Source organism: Acinetobacter sp. YQ_14, from assembly GCF_043102985.1.
Lineage (GTDB): Bacteria > Pseudomonadota > Gammaproteobacteria > Pseudomonadales > Moraxellaceae > Acinetobacter > Acinetobacter venetianus.
In genome coordinates this window covers 1-20,295 of record NZ_JBICJJ010000003.1, presented here as the reverse complement: position 1 = coordinate 20,295, position 20,295 = coordinate 1, and the positions used below count along the sequence as shown (strand labels likewise).

Annotated in this window: 17 protein-coding genes and 2 pseudogenes; 5 read left to right on the top strand and 14 right to left on the bottom strand. The window is 37.3% G+C overall.

Annotated elements, in window-relative coordinates; translation table 11 throughout:
- Positions 1-65: 65 nt before the first annotated feature.
- Positions 66-917, top strand: coding sequence for a LysR family transcriptional regulator (locus ACF8D3_RS02265; RefSeq protein WP_392469888.1), 852 nt, complete (start codon positions 66-68; stop codon positions 915-917).
- A 7-nt stretch (positions 918-924) separates the two neighbouring features.
- Here the strand turns inward: ACF8D3_RS02265 and ACF8D3_RS02260 are convergent, their stop codons facing one another.
- On the bottom strand, positions 925-1,287 hold the full coding sequence (locus ACF8D3_RS02260; RefSeq protein WP_392469887.1) for a hypothetical protein: 363 nt from the start codon (positions 1,285-1,287) through the stop codon (positions 925-927).
- A 216-nt stretch (positions 1,288-1,503) separates the two neighbouring features.
- On the opposite strand from ACF8D3_RS02260, the gene argG reads away from it, so the two are divergent.
- On the top strand, positions 1,504-2,847 hold the full coding sequence (argG, locus tag ACF8D3_RS02255) for an argininosuccinate synthase (protein WP_019384833.1): 1,344 nt from the start codon (positions 1,504-1,506) through the stop codon (positions 2,845-2,847).
- 194 nt (positions 2,848-3,041) lie between these two features.
- A complete protein-coding gene (locus ACF8D3_RS02250) occupies positions 3,042-3,725 on the top strand; it encodes a pirin family protein (RefSeq protein WP_392469885.1) in 684 nt (227 codons plus the stop codon).
- A gap of 578 nt (positions 3,726-4,303) precedes the next feature.
- Here ACF8D3_RS02250 and ACF8D3_RS02245 read toward each other — a convergent pair.
- From ACF8D3_RS02245 to ACF8D3_RS02195, 11 genes and pseudogenes are all read right to left on the bottom strand, one after another.
- Positions 4,304-5,395, bottom strand: coding sequence for a DUF6670 family protein (locus ACF8D3_RS02245; RefSeq protein ID WP_392469883.1), 1,092 nt, complete (start codon positions 5,393-5,395; stop codon positions 4,304-4,306).
- Positions 5,396-6,043: 648 nt separating this feature from the next.
- The gene (gene nudC, locus ACF8D3_RS02240; protein ID WP_392469881.1) at positions 6,044-6,814 is read right to left on the bottom strand and encodes an NAD(+) diphosphatase; all 771 of its coding nucleotides are present in this window, start codon (positions 6,812-6,814) and stop codon (positions 6,044-6,046) included.
- An 88-nt stretch (positions 6,815-6,902) separates the two neighbouring features.
- The gene (locus ACF8D3_RS02235) at positions 6,903-7,166 is read right to left on the bottom strand and encodes a TIGR03643 family protein (protein ID WP_392469880.1); all 264 of its coding nucleotides are present in this window, start codon (positions 7,164-7,166) and stop codon (positions 6,903-6,905) included.
- A gap of 447 nt (positions 7,167-7,613) precedes the next feature.
- Positions 7,614-8,402 carry a thiazole synthase gene (locus ACF8D3_RS02230; protein ID WP_392469878.1) on the bottom strand — a complete coding sequence of 263 codons (789 nt, stop codon included), beginning with the start codon at positions 8,400-8,402 and terminating at the stop codon, positions 7,614-7,616.
- A gap of 12 nt (positions 8,403-8,414) precedes the next feature.
- On the bottom strand, positions 8,415-8,615 hold the full coding sequence (gene thiS / locus ACF8D3_RS02225) for a sulfur carrier protein ThiS (RefSeq protein ID WP_392469876.1): 201 nt from the start codon (positions 8,613-8,615) through the stop codon (positions 8,415-8,417).
- Positions 8,616-8,745: 130 nt separating this feature from the next.
- Positions 8,746-9,804: a 2,3-butanediol dehydrogenase gene (locus tag ACF8D3_RS02220; RefSeq protein ID WP_392469874.1), complete on the bottom strand. Its 1,059-nt coding sequence runs from the start codon at positions 9,802-9,804 to the stop codon at positions 8,746-8,748.
- A gap of 119 nt (positions 9,805-9,923) precedes the next feature.
- Complete coding sequence (gene lpdA / locus ACF8D3_RS02215; RefSeq protein WP_392469872.1) at positions 9,924-11,324, bottom strand: dihydrolipoyl dehydrogenase; 1,401 nt, start codon at positions 11,322-11,324, stop codon at positions 9,924-9,926.
- A 10-nt stretch (positions 11,325-11,334) separates the two neighbouring features.
- A pseudogene (locus ACF8D3_RS02210) lies at positions 11,335-12,459 on the bottom strand (2-oxo acid dehydrogenase subunit E2); the annotation flags it as partial.
- Positions 12,460-12,602: 143 nt separating this feature from the next.
- A pseudogene (locus tag ACF8D3_RS02205) lies at positions 12,603-12,867 on the bottom strand (biotin/lipoyl-containing protein); the annotation flags it as partial.
- Position 12,868: 1 nt separating this feature from the next.
- Positions 12,869-13,888, bottom strand: coding sequence for an alpha-ketoacid dehydrogenase subunit beta (locus ACF8D3_RS02200; protein ID WP_061523993.1), 1,020 nt, complete (start codon positions 13,886-13,888; stop codon positions 12,869-12,871).
- Between the two features lie 15 nt (positions 13,889-13,903).
- Entirely contained in the window at positions 13,904-14,866 is a 963-nt protein-coding gene (locus ACF8D3_RS02195; protein WP_061523994.1) for a thiamine pyrophosphate-dependent dehydrogenase E1 component subunit alpha, read from the bottom strand.
- A 355-nt stretch (positions 14,867-15,221) separates the two neighbouring features.
- Between ACF8D3_RS02195 and lipA the strand changes: the two genes are divergently transcribed.
- Together lipA and ACF8D3_RS02185 are read left to right on the top strand one after the other, a co-directional pair.
- A complete protein-coding gene (lipA, locus tag ACF8D3_RS02190) occupies positions 15,222-16,214 on the top strand; it encodes a lipoyl synthase (protein WP_392469870.1) in 993 nt (330 codons plus the stop codon).
- A gap of 253 nt (positions 16,215-16,467) precedes the next feature.
- Positions 16,468-17,565 carry a transcriptional regulator gene (locus ACF8D3_RS02185; protein WP_392469868.1) on the top strand — a complete coding sequence of 366 codons (1,098 nt, stop codon included), beginning with the start codon at positions 16,468-16,470 and terminating at the stop codon, positions 17,563-17,565.
- A 282-nt stretch (positions 17,566-17,847) separates the two neighbouring features.
- Here the strand turns inward: ACF8D3_RS02185 and ACF8D3_RS02180 are convergent, their stop codons facing one another.
- Both ACF8D3_RS02180 and ACF8D3_RS02175 read right to left on the bottom strand, forming a co-directional pair.
- The gene (locus ACF8D3_RS02180) at positions 17,848-18,684 is read right to left on the bottom strand and encodes an OmpA family protein (RefSeq protein WP_392469866.1); all 837 of its coding nucleotides are present in this window, start codon (positions 18,682-18,684) and stop codon (positions 17,848-17,850) included.
- 104 nt (positions 18,685-18,788) lie between these two features.
- Positions 18,789-20,295 (bottom strand): YadA-like family protein (locus ACF8D3_RS02175; RefSeq protein ID WP_392469865.1); only part of this gene is annotated, 1,507 nt, incomplete at its 5' end.

Sequence of the window (20,295 nt, the reverse complement as noted above, 5' to 3'; positions counted from 1 at the left end):
ACTAACTAGAAATACCTTAAAGGCATTGCTAGCTTAGTCATAGACATAAATATCGAGGATTGAATGTGAATATTGATATTAACGATATCAGATCATTTATCACTGTTGCTGAACTAAAAAGTATCACTGCAGCGGCAAATAAGCTCAACTATTTACAGTCAAATATGACAGCTAAAATCAAAAAAATTGAAAATCACTACAAACGTCAGCTCTTTATTCGTAAACCCAAAGGTGTAGAACTCACTGAATCAGGCATGAATTTATATGCTCAATATAAAAAAATGATGTTCACATGGGAAGAAACTGAAAATAAAATTTATCAACAAGAAAGTGTCTTACGTTTTGGTACTAATACGAGCTTGGGTGGTATGCGTTTCTATCCATCTTTTAGCCAACTTTATGAAGCCTATCCCGACCTATCCTTAACAATGAAAACAGGCTCAACGGGCTATATCGAAGAAGAAATTTTACGAGGCAATCTCGATATTGCTTATGCACTCGGGCATCCAAAACATAAAGGCTTACAGTACATTCAAAAAGCTGATGATCAATTAGTGATTATTGGTAAAAACATGATTAATCATGAAAATTTAGAAGAATGTTTAAATCATGAAAACATTTTGCTGGCTTCAGAAGAATGTTGTTATGCAACAACGCTTGATCATTTGTACACAGACTATAATTTAACAAAAGGTGAATTAACGCATATCTATGATCATGAGGCACTGATTCATTTTACCCAACTTGGTATGGGAATCTCGATGATTGCTAAATCATTGATCTCAAAATACAACATTCAATTTTATCGTGAAGTTCCAGAACAATATCGAGATATAGGTTTATATCTCATCGCACGTAATGATCATGTTTTTACTCCAATTGAAAAACAATTTATTGGCTTAAATGATTCGCTCTGAGCGAATTTTAAATGAAAGGTTTAATTTTTTGAAGTTCAATTGGTAATTTAAAAGTTGAATCTTTTTCCCATTTAAATAAAGAGAAAAACAGCATCATTACTGCAATAACAGTTCCAATTGGAAAATTATTGAGCATAAATACAGTCATAAAGATTGATCCAAAGCGGCTGCTTATACTCCCTGTTTTCACACTTTTGGCACAGATAAAATGAGCAAAAATTAAGGCGCATACCCCCAGAGAACTCCCAATAGAATATTGAGGAATATCCACATAGAATCGATAAACAGCTTTATAGATAAAAAGCGTAATTACAACAATTGCTGCCATTTTATGCAACGTAGAAAGAATTTGATTTTGATGGTTTAACACTTTTATCTACCTTTTTATCATCTTGTTCAGATAACTTCACTTATCGTAAAACTTTATATTTTTCTGATGTTAATCTATTTTTCAAATTAAAAATCAAGAATTCCACTATGAACACAAAAAAAATCGTTTTGAAAAGTGATATAGTACTGAGCGAATAAATTCTCTTTGGTCACCGAAGTAATTAGGGTGCCTATTTCGAAATAGTTAGGACTAGCAATGACTGATAATGCAACGATCTTGCAGCATGTACCAGTAGGTAAAAAAGTTGGGATTGCCTTCTCTGGTGGTTTAGACACTTCAGCAGCTCTATTGTGGATGAAACAAAAAGGCGCAGAGCCTTATGCTTATACTGCAAACTTGGGTCAGCCTGATGAAGATGACTATGATGCGATTCCAAAGAAAGCTGAGCAATACGGTGCAGTCAAAGCTCGATTAATCGATTGCCGCTTACAGCTTGCTCTTGAAGGTATTGCTGCAATTCAATGTGGTGCATTCCATATCAGCACAGGTGGTGTTCCTTATTTCAACACAACACCTTTAGGTCGCGCAGTAACAGGTACGATGCTTGTAACAGCGATGAAAGAAGATGATGTAAACATCTGGGGTGATGGTTCAACTTATAAAGGTAACGATATTGAACGTTTCTATCGTTACGGTTTATTGACCAACCCTGCTCTTAAAATCTATAAGCCTTGGTTAGACCAACAGTTTATTGATGAGCTAGGCGGTCGTGCGGAAATGTCTCAATTCCTAATCGACAACGGTTTTGACTATAAAATGTCAAAAGAAAAAGCTTACTCAACTGACTCAAACATGTTGGGCGCTACACATGAAGCTAAAGATTTAGAATACCTAAATGCAGGTATCAAAATCGTTGATCCAATCATGGGCGTTGCGTTCTGGAAAGATGATGTACAAATTGCTGCTGAAGAAGTATCAATTACTTTTGAAGAAGGCTTCCCTGTTGCATTAAACGGTCAACGTATTGAAGACCCTGTTGAGCTTATCTTAGAAGCTAACCGTATCGGTGGTCGTCATGGTCTTGGTATGTCTGACCAAATCGAAAACCGTATCATTGAAGCTAAGTCTCGCGGTATCTACGAAGCTCCAGGTATGGCTTTATTGCACATTGCATATGAGCGTTTAGTAACAGGTATTCATAATGAAGATACGATTGAACAATATCGTATCAACGGTTTACGTTTAGGTCGCCTACTTTACCAAGGTCGCTGGTTCGATTCACAAGCATTAATGCTTCGCGAAACCTCACAGCGTTGGGTTGCTAAAGCAATCACTGGTACTGTGACTCTAGAATTACGTCGTGGTAATGACTATACGATCATGAACACTGAATCTCCTAACCTCACTTATGAAGCTGAGCGTTTAACTATGGAGAAAGGTGATTCAATGTTTACACCGATGGATCGTATCGGTCAGTTAACAATGCGTAACCTTGATATTACTGATACACGTGCAAAATTAGGTATCTACACAGAAACTGGTTTACTTTCTGTAGGTCAAGGTTCTGCAATTCCTCAATTGGAAAATAAAACAAAATAAGTGATTGATAATTAAATTTATCTCACTAAGAAAGGCTGAATATTTTTATTCAGCCTTTTTATTTTATTCAAGAAAATACAAAACATTTAATCATTTCATTTATAGAACAATATGTCGCAATTAAAGACTATTTATCATCATTATGAATCGATAATATAACGATCAAGCAAAACAAAATAATTGGGAGATGAAAGATGAATGCTTATCTACATCGTAGTGAAAATCGTGGGCATGTCAAAGCAGGTTGGTTAGACACCTATCATAGCTTTTCATTTGGTAGCTGGTACAACCCCAAATATATGGGTGTAAGTGCACTCCGCGTGATCAATGACGATACAGTTGCTGCTCACAATGGTTTCGGTACTCATCCCCATGACAACATGGAAATTTTAACCTGTGTACTCGATGGCACAATTTCTCATAAAGATAGTATGGGAAATGAAGGGCAAATTAATGCAGGTGAATGGCAGTTGATGAGTGCTGGTACAGGGGTAACTCATAGTGAAATGAACAAGCATGATAAAGCGGTGCATCTATTACAGATTTGGATTCAACCTAATGTACAAGATGCTGAACCAACTTACCAGCAAATTCAGCTCAACCCGAAAGATCATCCTAATCAATGGCACTTGATTGCTGGCGATGAATCTGCACCAATGTCGATTCGTCAAAATGCCGAAGTGAAAACAGCAGTGATTGAGAAAGATCAACATTTAGAGATTACAACACAGAAAAAAGTAAACTATGTGCATGTGATTTCAGGTGAAGTGATGATTGCGGAACATTTAGTAAAAGCAGGAGATGCTTTACTGTTTGATGAGACTGCAACAATTACTGCATTACAAGACAGCCAAATGATCTGGTTTGACTTACCTTAACTCAAACAAAATGCTTCGTCGTCATCATGGCGGCGAAGCATTTTTGATTAATCCCCTCCACCACTATCGCATCCGCTAGAATCAGATCCACTATCACTGCTTGAACAACCATGGGACGAATAGTGATCATAGCTTGAAGATGAGTCATAAGAACCCAAATCTGAACTTTTCCCTAGCTTCTTGATCAAATAAATTGTAAATCCAAAGATTAAAGCAAAAACAACGAAAGTCCCCATACTCACCCCGTATCATCTTTTCTTAATTTCTCTAAGCATTTAATTTATATTGAAAATTTAAAATAAAATCTATAAACATTAAAAAAGCCCGATTAACGGGCTTTTCTACAACCTTGAACATTTTTAAAAACGATTTAAACCGTTTCGTTCGTTGTTAGCTGTGTATTCAGGTTGTCATATCTTTGTTCATTTGGACAAGACATCTCTTAAATTCCAAATAGTATATGACTTCCTTATATATTATATTATCATCAATCCTAAAGGCGGTCAAGTATGTTCAAATTTTACAATACACTTCAATAGCTTATCAGTTTAACGACTATCTTGTCATTTCAATTTAAGTTAGCGTCGATCAATAAACTCAATATAACCCCTACCCTTATATTTTTTATCTTTAAATTGTCCAGTCCACATATACGAACTAACGAAACCTGCTGCCAAGCCATAGCAATATGGCGTATCTACTTGAGCATAAATTTCTAGTATTATTTCACTATCATGATGCGCAACCCACTTAAAAGTATCAGGTACTCTCATTTTGTATCCATCAGGTGTAACTTGATGCTCGGTCTGATTTTTAATCACTTCAAATACTATATTGCCATTTAGCTGTATTGATATACCGTCTACATGACGATAATAAATCGCCATTAATATTGGCTGATCTTCATAACAAATGAATGCAAGCAATAGTTGTTGTTCACTATCTAAATTGATGACTTGATAACTAAATATCTTTACTGGCAACTGAATATGTTTAACAAGAAATTTATTTTTGAGCATAGAAGTAGAAATAGCCTTCCAAGACTCTAAAGTACATAGCCCGTCTATTTCAATTGTTTGCCCATTTTGGATAATTTGACCTTGATAATGCATCATCACACTGAAGTGTTTGTAAAATGGACCATATGCAAACCAAGTCATAGATTTTGTAGGCTTTAATTTCAATTCAAGCTGTAAATCATCTCTATTTGTTTTAAGAAGATAACCACCCTCAACCTCTTTTAAAAAAGTATGATTGTTAAAATTCACTTCAAATGGATTTTTACTAAATATTAAATCATCATTTATTGAATAAATCTTAAATGCATCTTCAACTTTAGACAAAGCAGTGACATGCACAAGTGAAGCTGTATCGCCCTTTCCTCTTTTGGATAGCTGGTAATCAGAATCAGTTATAGGAAAACCAACATAACCAATTACTGATGCCCAAGATAAATATCTAAAAGGTTCTGGTAAGTCTGGAATCATTACACCGTAGTGGGTACTGCCGTATTGTTTATAATTAAGATGAGGGGCTAAATCATAGTTTTTTGGGAGTAACTGTTGTCTTTTAGGTTTAACTACGCCTAACAGACCTCCTGATATTTCTGCAAACTTTCGATTAATCTTATCTTTAAAACTTTGAGTTTTTATTAAACTTGACACAAGCATGATTGCCTACCTCACGAATATTTATAGCAGCTCCAGTTGGTTCTATATTAGAACTCTATAATCATATTTGAATATCAATTAAGGTCATTACTATGTTTTTGACAATTTTATTTTTATTTAGCTCTCTTATATCAATAAGTTTAAGAGACAGCCTTTTCAGAACATTTTGTATTTGTTTGATTGGGATATCAAAGCGTCGTCGTGTAAACTTCACCTCTTTTTCTTGCTTTAGGAAGCTTCATTCTTGACACATTCTTGACACAGATTCTTTGGAAATATAGCCATTTTTTGCTAAAAAATCCAAGTTTGCCAAATCAAAAACGTGTCAAGCAGGCATAAAAAAAGACCTATAAGCTGCTGATTCGCTTATAAGTCCTTGATAAATCTTGGTAGGTATATCCAGACTCGAACTGGAGACCTCTACGATGTCAAAGTATATTTTTTAATTAATAATCAATGATTTAATAAAAATTAGTGCCAAATTGGTGTCGTTTTTTTTGTGTAACCATAAATTACGATAGAGTTTATTGAACCTAAAATCGTAGGTGCCCATCAAGGTGAACATTTGGCTTATAACACTCCAGATGGTATTTGCTTTGAACTCATTTTTCCAAATGATTGCGATAAATAAGTTTTAAAAGTATAGGCTTATAACCATTCACTTGTATCATCCGCGACTGGCGTTCCATGCATAACGTGCATAATCATTGCATAGGCAATACTGCCTTTAAATGGAATTTCAGGCAGTTGATCAAATTTGAAGAACTGTGCATCACTAATTTCTTTTTCCTGTATTTTAATTTCGCCTGAGTGATATTCAGCTTTAAATGCAACCATTAAATTACTTGGAAATGGCCATGGCTGGCTGGCGAGATACTGAATATTTTTGAAATTCAAACCAACCTCTTCCAAAGTCTCTCGACGCGCTGCTTCTTCTAAGGTTTCCCCGACCTCCACAAAGCCTGCAATTAAACTATACATGGTCTTATTACGCGTTGTTCTTGCAAGCAGTATCTCATCATCCCCTCTTGTGATAATCGTAATCACACAAGGATTAACACGTGGATATTGGTTATAACCACAACTTGGACACATCATCGCAAACTGATCAGTACTTTGTTGTGTCTTGTCACCACATCGTCCACAAAACTGATGATTACGTCGCCATTCTAAAAGTTGTACAGCTCGACTTGCTTGTTCAAACTGTTGGTGATTCCAATATTGTAAAAGCTGACGTATCGGCACCAACTGATAGCCAACGGGTATACTTTCATTGGGTAATAAATCTCGCGCAACGACCTGCTCATCATCTGACAGTACTAAATCACTGTGTAATTTTTCAACTCGTGGCAATTGAAACTGTTCATCAACTAAAAGTTGTTGTTGCTGAAAAATATAAGCAATCGATAGATTTGACATTACATTACCTTAAATTCAATAACATGAGATATATCAATAGAAATGCTAGCAATCTCAAAAAGGACAATTACGGATAGCAAATGCAGAATTAATGGTGCTTATATTGACGTGAGCAGTAGCCGCGACTGATCTCTGGTGAACGTAGTTGCAAATGCTTGGTTTTTCGACCCGTCACCCGTTTACGCCAGAGTTTAAAACTACTTGCTTGCAAATTTTGCCTCATCAGTTTGATTACAGCAGATTCATTCAGACCATATTCACGCTCTAGTGCTTCAAAAGGTGTTCGATCCTCCCATGCCATTTCAATAATTCTTGAAAGGTCAGCATCATCATAATTTTTAGTATTCAACATAAAATGAAATCACTTCGCTGTAGTTAAATATCAATGTGTTAAATTTTCCAATAGATGATAAAAAACTCAGGATGAAGAAAGTGTGATTTATTCTTAGGTTCAGCAATAATGTTGCGCCTTGTTCCAAATCGTAATGCCTAGGCATTTGATGTTTTCAATGGCTCATTTCTCTCGATTGATTTCTCATTTTGTCTTTCTTAAGTTTAAGATTTTTTAGATTGAACCACGCTATATGCTTATGGATATACAATCACTTATTGGTAGTATTAAGCGCAATGAATCCATCTGAATAAACTGAATCAATAAGTTCTTCAAATTATAAATATTTGTGCAACAAAACCTTAAATAACGATAATAAAAATAAGCACTTACTAAAAATTCTTTGCAACAAAGCCAATTATTTGTAATGAACTCTGTTGCATCACAATAAATTTTTAAGATTAACAACTAAAGAAAAAATATACCAGTTTCTGGTGAACTAGCTTCTGCTGCCAAGTGCTTACGCGGCATCCGCCTAGCTAGAAACGCTTCGCGCCCTGCTTCTACCGCTTTTTTCATGGCAGAAGCCATTAAAATCGGATTTTGTGCAGCCGCAATCGCAGTATTCATAAGTACCCCATCACAGCCAAGCTCCATTGCAATAGCTGCATCACTGGCAGTACCGACACCTGCATCCACCAACACTGGAACTTTGGCATTTTCTTTAATAATTGAAATGGTATGCGGATTTAAAATACCTAAACCTGATCCAATCAAACTACCTAATGGCATAATCGCTATACATCCCATACTTTCCAATTCTTGTGCCACAATTGGATCATCAGAGGTATAAACCATAATTTCAAAACCTTCATCAACCAATATACGTGCTGCCTTTAACGTTTCAGTTATATTTGGATAAAGTGTTTTTTTATCACCCAAAACTTCAAGTTTTACTAGATTGTGACCATCCAGTAGTTCACGTGCCAACATAGAAGTTCGTACCGCACTATCTGCATCAAAACACCCTGCCGTATTTGGTAAAATGGTATATTTTTCTGGTGAAATTATAGAAAGTAGATTCGGTTGATCTCTATATTGACCAATATTTAAGCGCCGAATGGCTACTGTCACAATTTCAGCACCACTTGCTTGAATTGCTAAAGCAGTTTCATTTAAGTCCTGATATTTACCTGTACCGACTAATAGTCGTGACTGAAAAGTTCTAGAACCTAAAATTAGGGGTTTTTCTTTCATAGGAACTCCAATTTACCCCCCACCAACAGCATGAATAATTTCAATACGATCTTGATCAGCAATTAGGGTTTGTTTGAAATTAGATTTAGGAATAATTATTTGATTCAGTTCAATTGCAAAACGTTTACCTTCCATATTTAATTCTTCGATCAGTTGTGAAATATTGAGACAAGTGATCTGCTTGGCCTCACCATTTATAAAGATATGTTTCATCAGTACCCCTCACAAAAACTTAGTGCTAATGGAGAATCTAATATCTAGTGCCCGTTTGATAAAATGATATCGGCTAACCAATAATAGATAGATAAATATTGTTTAGCCTTAATCCGTTATATGTTTAACATTAAGGATGGACAATAATTTTTACCGCAGATTCATTGTTATGAATTAAGGTTTCAAATCCTTGAGACACCAAATCATCTAAAGCAATACGCTGGGTAATAAAAGGTTCTAAATTAATTTTACCTTGCTCGACTAAGCGTATGGTTTCTTGATGGTCATTGACATAAGCAATAGTGCCTCGAATATCCAACTCTTTCATCACCACACTATGCACATTGACTGTAGCTGGATGGCTCCAAATGGACACAATCACAATTACACCTGTTGGTTTCATTGCCGCAACCAAAGTATCCATAACTTTATTGACACTGCTACATTCAAATGCAACATCTACGCCTCGGTCTTGAGTAATCTTCATGACTTCAGTCACCACATCCACTTGTGATGGATCAAGAACATAATCGGCAACACCTGCTTCCAATGCCTTTTCTTTACGTTTAGCACTTAACTCGGTGATGATAACTGTTAAACCTTTTGCTTTTAATATTGACGAAAGCAATAAACCTATTGGACCTGCCCCACCGACCAAAGCAATCTCACCAGCCTTTGCGCCACTTCGCACAAAGGCATGATGTCCCACAGATAAAGGTTCTATAAGTGCAGCTTGATCCAATGGAATTTTGTCAGAAATTGGATGAACCCAGCGACGTTGTACGGCGATCTTTTCTGATAAACCACCACCCCGACCTCCTAAACCAATAAAATTCATATTTTTTGATAAGTGATAATGATCATGCGGACCAGTGGGCACATCATCTGCAATGATATAAGGTTCAACGACGACATGCTGCCCAACCTGAATATCGTGTACCCCATCACCAACTGCATATACCACACCTGAAAATTCATGTCCCATGGTCACAGGTGCAGATTCTCCAGAAATTGGATGTGGATGGCCACATGGAGGAATAAAGATCGGACCTTCCATAAACTCGTGTAAATCTGTACCACAGATACCACACCATGCGACTTGGATTCCCACTGTTCCAGGAAGCACTTGGGGTTCAGGAATATTCTCAATACGAATATCCCCTTTGTCATAAAAACGTGCTGCTTTCATAGAATTTTTCCTTATGCTGATATTAACGGTATACCATGCAACCATCGGTCAAAATGGATGTCCTGCACCTGTAACTAATGCAACCTTGCTTATTAAGCCTCTAGGCATATTGCTACTCCTTAGATATGGATTGCACGTTGCATTGCCGATAATACCGACTCATGGAATGCTTCAGACAATGTCGGATGAGGAAAAATGACGTGAGCCAAACTTTCGTCTGTCGCTTCGAGATATTTAGCAATGGCAAAGCCTTGAATATGTTCCGTTACCTCATGTCCAACCATATGTGCACCCAACAGTTCACCCGTTTCTTGATTAAAGATGGTTTTTACAAAACCACCACTTTCACCAAGTGCTAAAGCTTTACCATTTGCTTGGAAAGGAAACTTTCCAACGTTTACATTAAACCCAGCTATTCTGGCTTTTTGCTCAGTTAAACCGATACTTGCCACTTGTGGATGAGTAAAGATACATCCAGGAATTTGAGTGCAATCGAGTGCATGGACATCTCTTAATCCAGCGATTTTCTCTACACATAAAATTGCTTCATGACTTGCCTTATGCGCTAAACATGGCGCACCTGCAACGTCTCCAATTGCGTACACACCAACCACATTGGTTTTGCACCAAGGGTCTGCTTTAATAAAGCCATTTTCAAACTCAATTCCTAAAGCTTCTAAACCTAGATCTTGGGAATTTGGTTTCACACCAATTGCAGAGAGCACTTTATCTACTGTAATCACTTTCACATCAGATGAGGTTTCAACATGACAATTCACTTTTCCTTGTTCAACCTCGATCTTTTGGATAGCAGATTCAGTTAATACAATCATTCCTTGTTGTTCAAATTGTTTATGGACATATTTGGCAACATCAGCATCTTCACTCGGTAAAATTTGCTTGGCAATATCAACTAAAGTCACTTGGCAACCCAAATTTTGATATAAACTCGCAAATTCACTGCCGATCGCACCTGAACCAATTACCAAAAGAGATTTTGGCAGCTCTTTCGGAACCAGTGCTTCCTTGTAACTCCAGACATGTTCACCATCAACTGGAACATGAGGTAGATTCGCAGCTTTAGCACCTGTCGCTACAATAATATGTGGCGCAGATATTTGCTGTTTTTTACCTTCAGCATCAGTTAACTCTAATTGTTCTTTGGCAATAAAATGTGCAGAGGCATTAAAAACCGTGACTAAATTTTTTTTCAACAATTGACCAATACCTTGAACCAACTGTTCAGATACTTGGCGGCTATGCTTTACCAATTGCTGAATATCAAAATCAATATCTCTGACATTAAATCCAAACTGGGCTGCATGCTTAAATTGTTGAGCAAGTGCAGCACCACCAAGGAGTGCTTTAGTTGGAATACAACCCCAATTAAGACAAATTCCGCCCAAATGCTGTTTTTCCACAATTGCTGTTTTTAAACCCAGTTGTGCTGCACGAATCGCAGCAACATATCCACCTGGGCCAGCACCAATGACAATAAGATCAAATTTTGTGTCTGACATGTTCATTCTCCTACACTAAAATCAATGCAGGATTTTCAACAAACTGCTTAAACGCTGCTAAGAACTGCGCACCTAATGCACCATCAATGACACGATGGTCACATGACAAAGTTGCAGTCACCATTTCATGAACAACAACACTATCATTTTTAACAACTGCACGTTTTTCAGCCGCACCTAATGCCAAGATCGCACCTTGTGGTGGATTGATAATGGCATCAAACTCTTTAATACCCAGCATTCCTAGATTTGAAATGCTAAAACTACCACCTTGGAATTCATCTGCTGCAAGTTTTCCAGTTTTGGCACGAGTTGATAAATCACGCATATCACTAGAGATTTGTGCTAAAGACTTAGTATTCGCAGCTTTGATAATTGGTGTAATCAATCCATTATCTATGGCAACCGCAACAGAAATATCAGCTTGACCAAATTGTAAAATTTGCTGATTTTCTTCATCAAATTGAACATTAACCTTTGGTACTTTAATCAAGGCAGCAGCGGCAGCTTTAATAAGCATGTCATTAATCGACAACTTTACTTGCGGTACAGTCACATTAATTTGCTGCCGTAATGCTTGAATAGCATCCACATTCAACTCTACTGTCAGTCTGAAATGCGGTGCATTGCGTTTCGCAGTTTGTAGGCGAGATGCAATAGCTTTACGCATTCCATTCATTGGAATACCGGTTACTTGTGCTGCATCTGATACAGAAACTTGAACCGCTGTTTCAACAACAGTCGGATTATCGCGATGATATACCGATTCAACATCAGCTTTAGAAACACGACCTCGTGATCCAGATGCACGACAATCATGAAGATTAATTCCCCATTCTTTTGCCAAGCGCCTTGCTACAGGTGTTGCTAAAACTTGGCTGTCATCAGCCTTTGATTTTGCAGCTTTACCACTAGATTGATTCCGAACATCTGGCCAAGTCCCCCCTGCAGATTTAACCGCGTTTTGGATATCTTGAACGCTAATTCGGTTTACACGGCCTGTCCCTTCAATTTTATTTAAATCGACATTGTATTTTTCAGCCAATTTAAAGGCATGTGGCGTAGCAAAAATACCATCGGTCTCTTTGTAGCCTTGCAGTGAAGTTGGAACAGAATAACCATCTTTTGAAACAAGCGGAGAAGCTTTTTCATGATCTGATTTGCTAAAAGTCGGTGCTGCTTTGGTCTCTGGTTGAGCAGCAGTTTTAATTTCTTGCTTCATTTCCTTACTTTCGGTTGCGGTAGGTATACCACCACCTAAAGATTGTGCATATGCTGCAATGTCTTCATCAGATACGTCGCTATCAGCACAAATTGCAATAATGCCCCCTACAACTAGAGTATCACCATCATTTGCAATGATCTTACGTAAGGTTCCAGCAAAAGGCGCTTCAAGAACATTGACGATTTTTGTGGTTTCAATCTCACAAATTTCTTGCCCTTTACTAAATTGTTCGCCTTCTTTAATCAGCCATTGGGCAATTGTACCCTCTTCCATGGATAATCCCCATTTTGGGATTTCCAATGTTTTTATTTCGCTCATCCTAAGCCTCCAACGTTTTACGTACAGCCTGTTCAATACGTTCTACACTCGGTAGCCATTCTTTTTCTAATACAGGAGAGAATGGTACTGGTGAGTGCGGTGGTGTCACCAACTCAATCGGTGCTTTCAGATAATGGAAACCTTTTTGCGCGATTAGTGCAGCAACATCATGTCCAAAACCACAGCGTGCAGCTGACTCATCAACAATAACTACTCGTCCTGTTGAAGCTACTGACTCTAAAATACCGTCTTCATCTAGTGGCGAAATAGTTCGAGGATCAACCACTTCAACAGAAATACCTTCTTTTGCCAATTTATCAGCAACCTCATTGGCACGATGCACCATCAAACTTAATGCAATAATGGTGATATCAGTACCTTGACGGGTATAATTTGCTACACCAAATGGGATGGTATAAGACTCGTCAGGCACTTCTCCTTTGATGTCATAAAGTAATTTATGTTCACAGAAAACAACTGGATCATCATCACGAATGGCTTGAATCAACAAACCTTTCACATCATAAGCACTTGATGGCACAACCACTTTTAAACCAGGTACAGCTGCAAAAACGTTATATGGCGATTGTGAATGCTGAGCAGCCGCAGAAAAACCTGCACCAATCATGCCTCTTACCACTAAAGGTGCTTTGGCTTTGCCACCGAACATATATCGGAATTTGGCAGCTTGGTTATACAACATGTCATGACATACGCCATAGAAATCCATAAACATCAGATCAGCTACTGGGCGTAAACCAGTTGCCGCTGCACCTGCAGCCATACCAATAATTGCTGACTCAGTAATAGGCGTATCAATTACACGCTCTGAACCAAACTCAGTCCATAAACCTTTGGTGACACCTAACACGCCACCAAAACCTTCAAGTTTATTATCATCTGTGTTTTTGCCACCATGACCGCCACGTACGTCTTCGCCGACGACAATTACAGTGGGATCACGACGCATTTCTGATTCAATCGCTTCTTTAATTGCGTTTCGATAACTTTTATTTGGCATTGCTTTACTATTCCTTTAGTAAGAGACATAAACGTCAGTAAGAAGTTGAGAGACTTCTGGATAATTCGCTGCACGAGCTTTAGATACAGCTGCATCCACATTGGCTTTTGATTCCGCATCAATCGCATCTAACTTGGTGGCCTCAATTTTTCCTTTGACTTTTTCACGGAAAATTTTCAATGGATCTTTATGTTCTTTGACATAATCAAGCTCTTCTTTAGAGCGAATCAATCCTGGATCACCTTCAAAATGTCCATAAAAACGATTGGTGATGGTTTCGATCACACTTGGACCTTCTCCACGACGTGCACGTTCAATGGCTTTTTGAGCGACTTCATAAACAGCAAAGAAATCTGTACCATCTACTTTTTCAGCGGGCATACCAAAAGCAGCAGCACGACCTGCAATATCCTTACTACCAACGGCATAGTCATGTGCAGTTCCCTCGCCAAAACCGTTGTTTTCAAAAACAAAAATAACAGGCAATTTTAAGACTACTGCCATATTCATTGCTTCAAAGGTCAAACCTTGGTTTGAGCCTCCATCACCAGTAAAAGATAGACCTATTCCACCTGTCTTTAAGGTTTTAGCAGTCAAGGCAGCACCAATTGCTAAAGGAGGTCCTCCTCCTACAATACCGTTGGCGCCAAGCATTCCTTTGTCCAAATCGGCAATGTGCATGGAACCGCCTTTACCTCGACAAAGTCCATCATCTTTACCAAAAATTTCCAACATCATGTCGTGGATATCACACCCTTTAGCAATACAGTGTCCATGCCCACGATGTGTCGATGTAATAAAATCTTTGTCCGTTAAGTTTTCACATATTCCTACTGCTACAGCTTCCTCACCACTATAGAGATGGATAAATCCAGGAATATCACCTGTATTATTTTCATCATGTAATCGATCTTCAAACTCACGAATATCTCGCATACGTCTGTATGCGGCTAGTAATTGCTCTTCCGTTAATTGCATATACTTAATCCTTAATATTTACGCTTATAAATAAAAGTCAAATATTTAAATTTAAACAATGACATTTAAAAACCGCATATTCATATAAAACCATTTAAATAAAATTTCATATTAGACTAAAAAAATATTTTATTAATTAAAATCCAAAAAACATTAAAAACAAACACTTAAAAACAAAAAAATATTTGTTATTTTTTATAATTTTCAAAAACTTAAAAAAACAAACCTTTAACCAACCTTTATTTTATAATATTGACATTTTAACAAAACAACTCTCAGATCAACTTATTAATATAACTGACCAATTCAAAATAAATATCAGTTAATATTAATATTTTTTAACGGACGATTTAAAATGGATTTAAAAAGCTCAATCACTTTAGGTGAAAAATTACGAGGTGCTGATAAAGTGGCACGTATTCCAGTAAAAATCATTATTACTGAAAAAATCCCTCAAAAACCTGAATGGATTCGAGCAAAAATTAGTCATCCTGAAGAAATACAACGAATCAAAGATTTATTACGACAACAGAAATTGCATACGGTATGTGAAGAAGCAGCTTGTCCAAATTTACCTGAATGCTTTGGAGGTGGTACGGCAACATTTATGATTATGGGTGATATTTGTACACGACGATGCCCATTTTGTGATGTAGCGCATGGTCGCCCTAAAGCTTTAGATCAAGATGAAGCCAAACATTTAGCTGAAACTGTAAAAAATTTAAATCTAAAGTATGTGGTGATTACCTCTGTAGATCGTGATGATCTTAAAGATGGTGGTGCGCAACACTTTGCGGACTGCATTAAGGAAATTCGTCTAAGTAGTCCAAACACACTAATCGAAATTTTAGTTCCAGACTTTCGTGGAAGATTAGACCTTGCACTCGAAATTCTCAGCGAGACACCACCCGATGTATTTAATCACAATATTGAAACTGTTCCACGCTTGTACCGCGCGATGCGTCCAGGTTCTAACTATCAACACTCACTTGAATTACTCAAAAAATTTAAAAAATTACGCCCAGATATTGCAACAAAATGTGGGTTAATGGTGGGGCTGGGTGAAGTTGAGGCGGAAGTGATTGTTCTACTCAATGACCTCAGCGATCATTTAGTCGATTACGTGACGATTGGTCAGTATTTACAGCCCTCAAAGTCTCATGCTCCCATTCACCGTTTTGTTTCGTTGAAAGAGTTTGAACACTATCAGACACATGGACAATTACTAGGGTTTAAGAATATCTGGAGTGCCCCTATGGTACGTTCAAGTTATTTTGCCGACCGTCAATATAAAGGTGAGCCTGTTCCTCAACCATTCAAGCGTGAAAATATTTTAAAAAATGACTAAAACACCAAGTCTTTGATCAAAGTTGAGTATCTTTGAACATGTAACTTTCTTTAACATTTCTGAGCAGAAAACTCATTTTGAACTAAGCGATAGCATTTTAAAGTAGGTGCAGATGACAAAGATAAAAACCTGAACTTTGATGTAATCATTTTTCTGGATTCACATGACCCTAAATGATAAATAATCAAAACTAAGCTATACAATGAATAGAACGTATTAATGGCGACAACCTCGCATCATAAAGGAATATGATATGAAGCTATTGAATCAATCAAGTAATCAACAATCACTATTACAAACCACGCATCTATTCAATATAGAGCCAATCAATGCTGCGCCACTTTTAAACTTACCTATTGAACAGGAACAGTCTTTATTTCGCCGCTCTATTCAACATAACTATGCAGATTTACTTAAAATTGCAGATGATTCAGAAATGGCGATAGGGATCACTGACCACCATGGAACTTTACTTTGGACATGGAGCAGTCGTTCTATGCTCTCCTCAGCAGAACAAGTCCACTTCGTTGAAGGAGGCCACTGGTCAACTCAAGCTGTCGGTACGAATGCAATCGGATTAGCACTTAACAATCATATGTCCAGTTGTGTTTATTCACATGAAAATCAAATGAATAGTGTGCAGGATTGGGTCTGTTATGCTACACCAATTGTAGACTCTGTATCGGGTCAATTTCATGGGGTTATTAATCTATCCACCAAATATAAAAAACATACCTCACTTGGTGTTTTAGCAGTCGAGCGTTGTGCAGAGTTGGTTCAGCGAGCCATACAGTTTGAACAAAAAAATCTACTGTATCTGAAAGTTTTTGGTACACCTAAAGCGCAGTTTAATAAGCAGCTTTTAACACTAACCCATCGGCAAATTGAAATTCTATGCATCCTTATTTTACACCCTGATGGTATAAGTTTGGATGAGTTGCATTATGCCCTATATGGAGATCGTGACGTCAGTGAAAAAACTTTAAAAGCTGAAATGTCACAACTCAGGGCCTTACTTCCGAATTGTATTTTATCACGCCCCTATAAGCTAATTTGTGAAATCCAAACTGATTTTATCCGAGCAGAGCAATCACTCAATATGGGTTTTCTTGCAAGCACATTCTCATTGTATAAAGGTAGCTTCTTAGCAAAATCAGAAAGTCCTTTACTAACCACGTGGCGAGACTGCTTCGATGCTCGTTTAAGTCATTTGATCTATCAAATGCAAGATATCGATCTATTGCTCAAAATCATTCGTCATATGCCAGAACGGATTGATGCCATACAACGTGTACTGGAATTATTGCCATATGAAAGCCAACATCGTGATCGTTTTTTGAAACTACTTTAAATATGAAATATCCAACATCAATGTGGTTTAATATGCTGTGCTAAGCGTCTAATATTTGATTTAATTTCCTCAGTCTGTACTAGCTCAAACCTGATCTGACAGTTACCTTTGTTTGATTAAGATTCAACACCTTTATCAAAATGGGTAACTTTCTCTTTTCAAGATCCATGTCTGATCTGATCTGAACTAATACAATTTAGAGCTTAAAGAAAAGTAACTTATGAAAGAAGCTTACTGTATAAAAGTCTTTAGGCATGCAACCTAAAGACTTTTTTAATCTAATTATTCTACTTTTTCCTCGATATAACCATCCACCTCTATGACTACTCTCCTGTTAGGAGCTAAACAACTGATCAACTCATTTCGTGAAATATTATTTGCACACTCTTTTACAGGATTCTCTGGTCCATACCCTATTGCTGAAATAAGCTGAGGATTTACACCCTTATAGATCAGATATTGCTTAACTGTATCTGCACGATCTTGAGATAGTTTTAAATTATAATTTAGGTTACCTAAGCGATCTGTATAACCTAAAACTTTAATCGAATTTAAAGTTTTAAAACTACTTAATTCCAAACCTAATCGATCTAAATCAGCTCTACCTTTTGGATTTAAATTTTGCAAATCTCGTTTATCAAAAGCAAATAAAGCATCAGCTCCTAAAGTGTAACGTTTAACTGATACTTTTTCTTCAGGTTCTTTAATAGGTTTACTTGGTGGTGGACAGACAGCATCCTTAGGATGTACTGGATTCCAGTAAAAACTATTTGCGAACATTTTTTGATCAAATAAAACCTTAAATTGGCAAGTTGTTATGTCGTTTTCCCCCTGTCCTGGAGTAGTAAAATGAAATAAATAATTCCATTCTCTTGGTCTCCAGCCATCATCATATTGTGGGCGACCAATTAACTCGTATAGTTGATCTTTGGTCATACCTTGTCGAACCTGACTCAAACTTTGTAAGTTTGGAAATGTTCCTAAGTCCTTATTAAACACAACATCATCAGCTTTATGCCATTTTGGATTGTCTGTTGTACCCTCTTTAGTAATTAGAGTACCAGTTGAGCATCCAGTTATTGCTCCAGCAAATAAACACATCATGAGTAAGTTTTTCATATCTTAATTCCCGCATTTTTTTGATCTAAATTTCAAGTTTAGGTAATTCAGTAAAATATTCAGACACATCGCAATATCAATGTGTCTGATATTCCTTCAAGCAATTACCATTGGATTCCTGCGCCTACAGTTCCTCCAAAATCACCACGGGAATTGCCACTTCCACTCACTTTGAAAACCCATTTACCATTATCTGAAATTGAAGACATTCCTATCGCGTAACCAGTTTCACCCCGATAGGTACCACCACTAATCGCCATCATGCTCTTACCAGGAATGTATGCTTGAGGTAGTCCTGCTGTAGCAAGTGCTTGCGCGTTACCAGCATTTGCTCGGTTTTCCACATCATCTATACGTTTGTTGGTTGTATAAAATGCTTCCTCAAGTTGATTAGTTACGTTTGTGACTTTCTGATCTAGCGAGTTGAGAGCATCGCCAACATTGTTATAAGAGCCACCACCAACGTTATAAGTAGGGCCGGTATTGGTCTCATAATTAGCACCACCACCTAGGTAGTTATAGATATTGGTGTTACTTGCATGCAATTGAGATCCATTAATTGCATCTTTCGAAGTTGAACTAACAGTACCATTCGCTACGTTTGTAACTTTACTACCGCCAGCATTTATACCTGATTGGTCAATCGTAACGTTGCCTACTGAAATTTTATCAGTCGTAATTGAACCAGAATTGACCGTATCAAACTTCACATTCTTGTTGGTGGCTACTTGATAGTTTGTACTTCCATCAGAGTTCTTACTGCTTGATACAGTAATGTTTTCACCAGCAGTTACTGTTGTTTTAGCAGCTGTTGCTGCTGCAGTTGCATTTTGAGCAACTTGTAGAAGTTGGTCTTCTGTTGCAGCCTGACCAGATACAATATTGTTTGGATTCCAAGTCGTATTCGTTAATCCATTAACTGTACCAGCCTCACCATTAACATTAACTTTCCCAGCAGAGATATTGCCTTTTGATCCATCAATCAAAACGTTTCCTGCCTGTATTGTTCCAGCATTACCATCGATGGATACGGCATTATTACCTGAACCAATTTTGATTTGATCAGACAAACTCACCTTAATGTCATTACCTGAGTTGGTTACTAATACACCATTATCAGCATTACCATTAATGTTTACAGTTTGTCCTGGTTTAACTGTACTTGTGGCATTTGAACCCGAATCAGTACTTACATTCCAACCTTGATTAGCATTAATCACCTGATTATTTACATGCTTAATCGCATCATCAACAGTATTTTGTCCAGTTCCACCAATGTTATTCCAAGTTATTTGGTTATTTACATAAGTTGCATTACCGCCAAATAACTGGGTTACATTGTTTCCAATTGCATGAAGCTGACTACCATTGATTGCATCTTTAGAATCCGCACTAATCATGCCATCAGCAACATCTGTTACTTTTTTACCTCCAGCACTTATTCCATCTTTAGTTATGCTTGGACCATTTGCAATAACAACACCATCTGTAGAAATCTTTGTATCACCAACTGTAACTTTATCAAAGTCGACTTCATCAGCAGTAGCCACGGTATATACTGTTTGACCATCAGCTCCTGTAGTTGAGGTTACCTTTATATTTTTACCTTCT

What these genes read in the sequence shown, in the direction of transcription:
- argG (WP_019384833.1), top strand. Translation starts at nt 1,504, where the DNA reads ATGACTGATAATGCAACGATCTTGCAGCATGTACCAGTAGGTAAAAAA.
- ACF8D3_RS02250 (WP_392469885.1), top strand. Translation starts at nt 3,042, where the DNA reads ATGAATGCTTATCTACATCGTAGTGAAAATCGTGGGCATGTCAAAGCA.
- ACF8D3_RS02245 (WP_392469883.1), bottom strand. Translation starts at nt 5,395, where the DNA reads ATGCTTGTGTCAAGTTTAATAAAAACTCAAAGTTTTAAAGATAAGATT.
- nudC (WP_392469881.1), bottom strand. Translation starts at nt 6,814, where the DNA reads ATGTCAAATCTATCGATTGCTTATATTTTTCAGCAACAACAACTTTTA.
- ACF8D3_RS02235 (WP_392469880.1), bottom strand. Translation starts at nt 7,166, where the DNA reads ATGTTGAATACTAAAAATTATGATGATGCTGACCTTTCAAGAATTATT.
- ACF8D3_RS02230 (WP_392469878.1), bottom strand. Translation starts at nt 8,402, where the DNA reads ATGAAAGAAAAACCCCTAATTTTAGGTTCTAGAACTTTTCAGTCACGA.
- thiS (WP_392469876.1), bottom strand. Translation starts at nt 8,615, where the DNA reads ATGAAACATATCTTTATAAATGGTGAGGCCAAGCAGATCACTTGTCTC.
- ACF8D3_RS02220 (WP_392469874.1), bottom strand. Translation starts at nt 9,804, where the DNA reads ATGAAAGCAGCACGTTTTTATGACAAAGGGGATATTCGTATTGAGAAT.
- lpdA (WP_392469872.1), bottom strand. Translation starts at nt 11,324, where the DNA reads ATGTCAGACACAAAATTTGATCTTATTGTCATTGGTGCTGGCCCAGGT.
- ACF8D3_RS02200 (WP_061523993.1), bottom strand. Translation starts at nt 13,888, where the DNA reads ATGCCAAATAAAAGTTATCGAAACGCAATTAAAGAAGCGATTGAATCA.
- ACF8D3_RS02195 (WP_061523994.1), bottom strand. Translation starts at nt 14,866, where the DNA reads ATGCAATTAACGGAAGAGCAATTACTAGCCGCATACAGACGTATGCGA.
- lipA (WP_392469870.1), top strand. Translation starts at nt 15,222, where the DNA reads ATGGATTTAAAAAGCTCAATCACTTTAGGTGAAAAATTACGAGGTGCT.
- ACF8D3_RS02185 (WP_392469868.1), top strand. Translation starts at nt 16,468, where the DNA reads ATGAAGCTATTGAATCAATCAAGTAATCAACAATCACTATTACAAACC.
- ACF8D3_RS02180 (WP_392469866.1), bottom strand. Translation starts at nt 18,684, where the DNA reads ATGAAAAACTTACTCATGATGTGTTTATTTGCTGGAGCAATAACTGGA.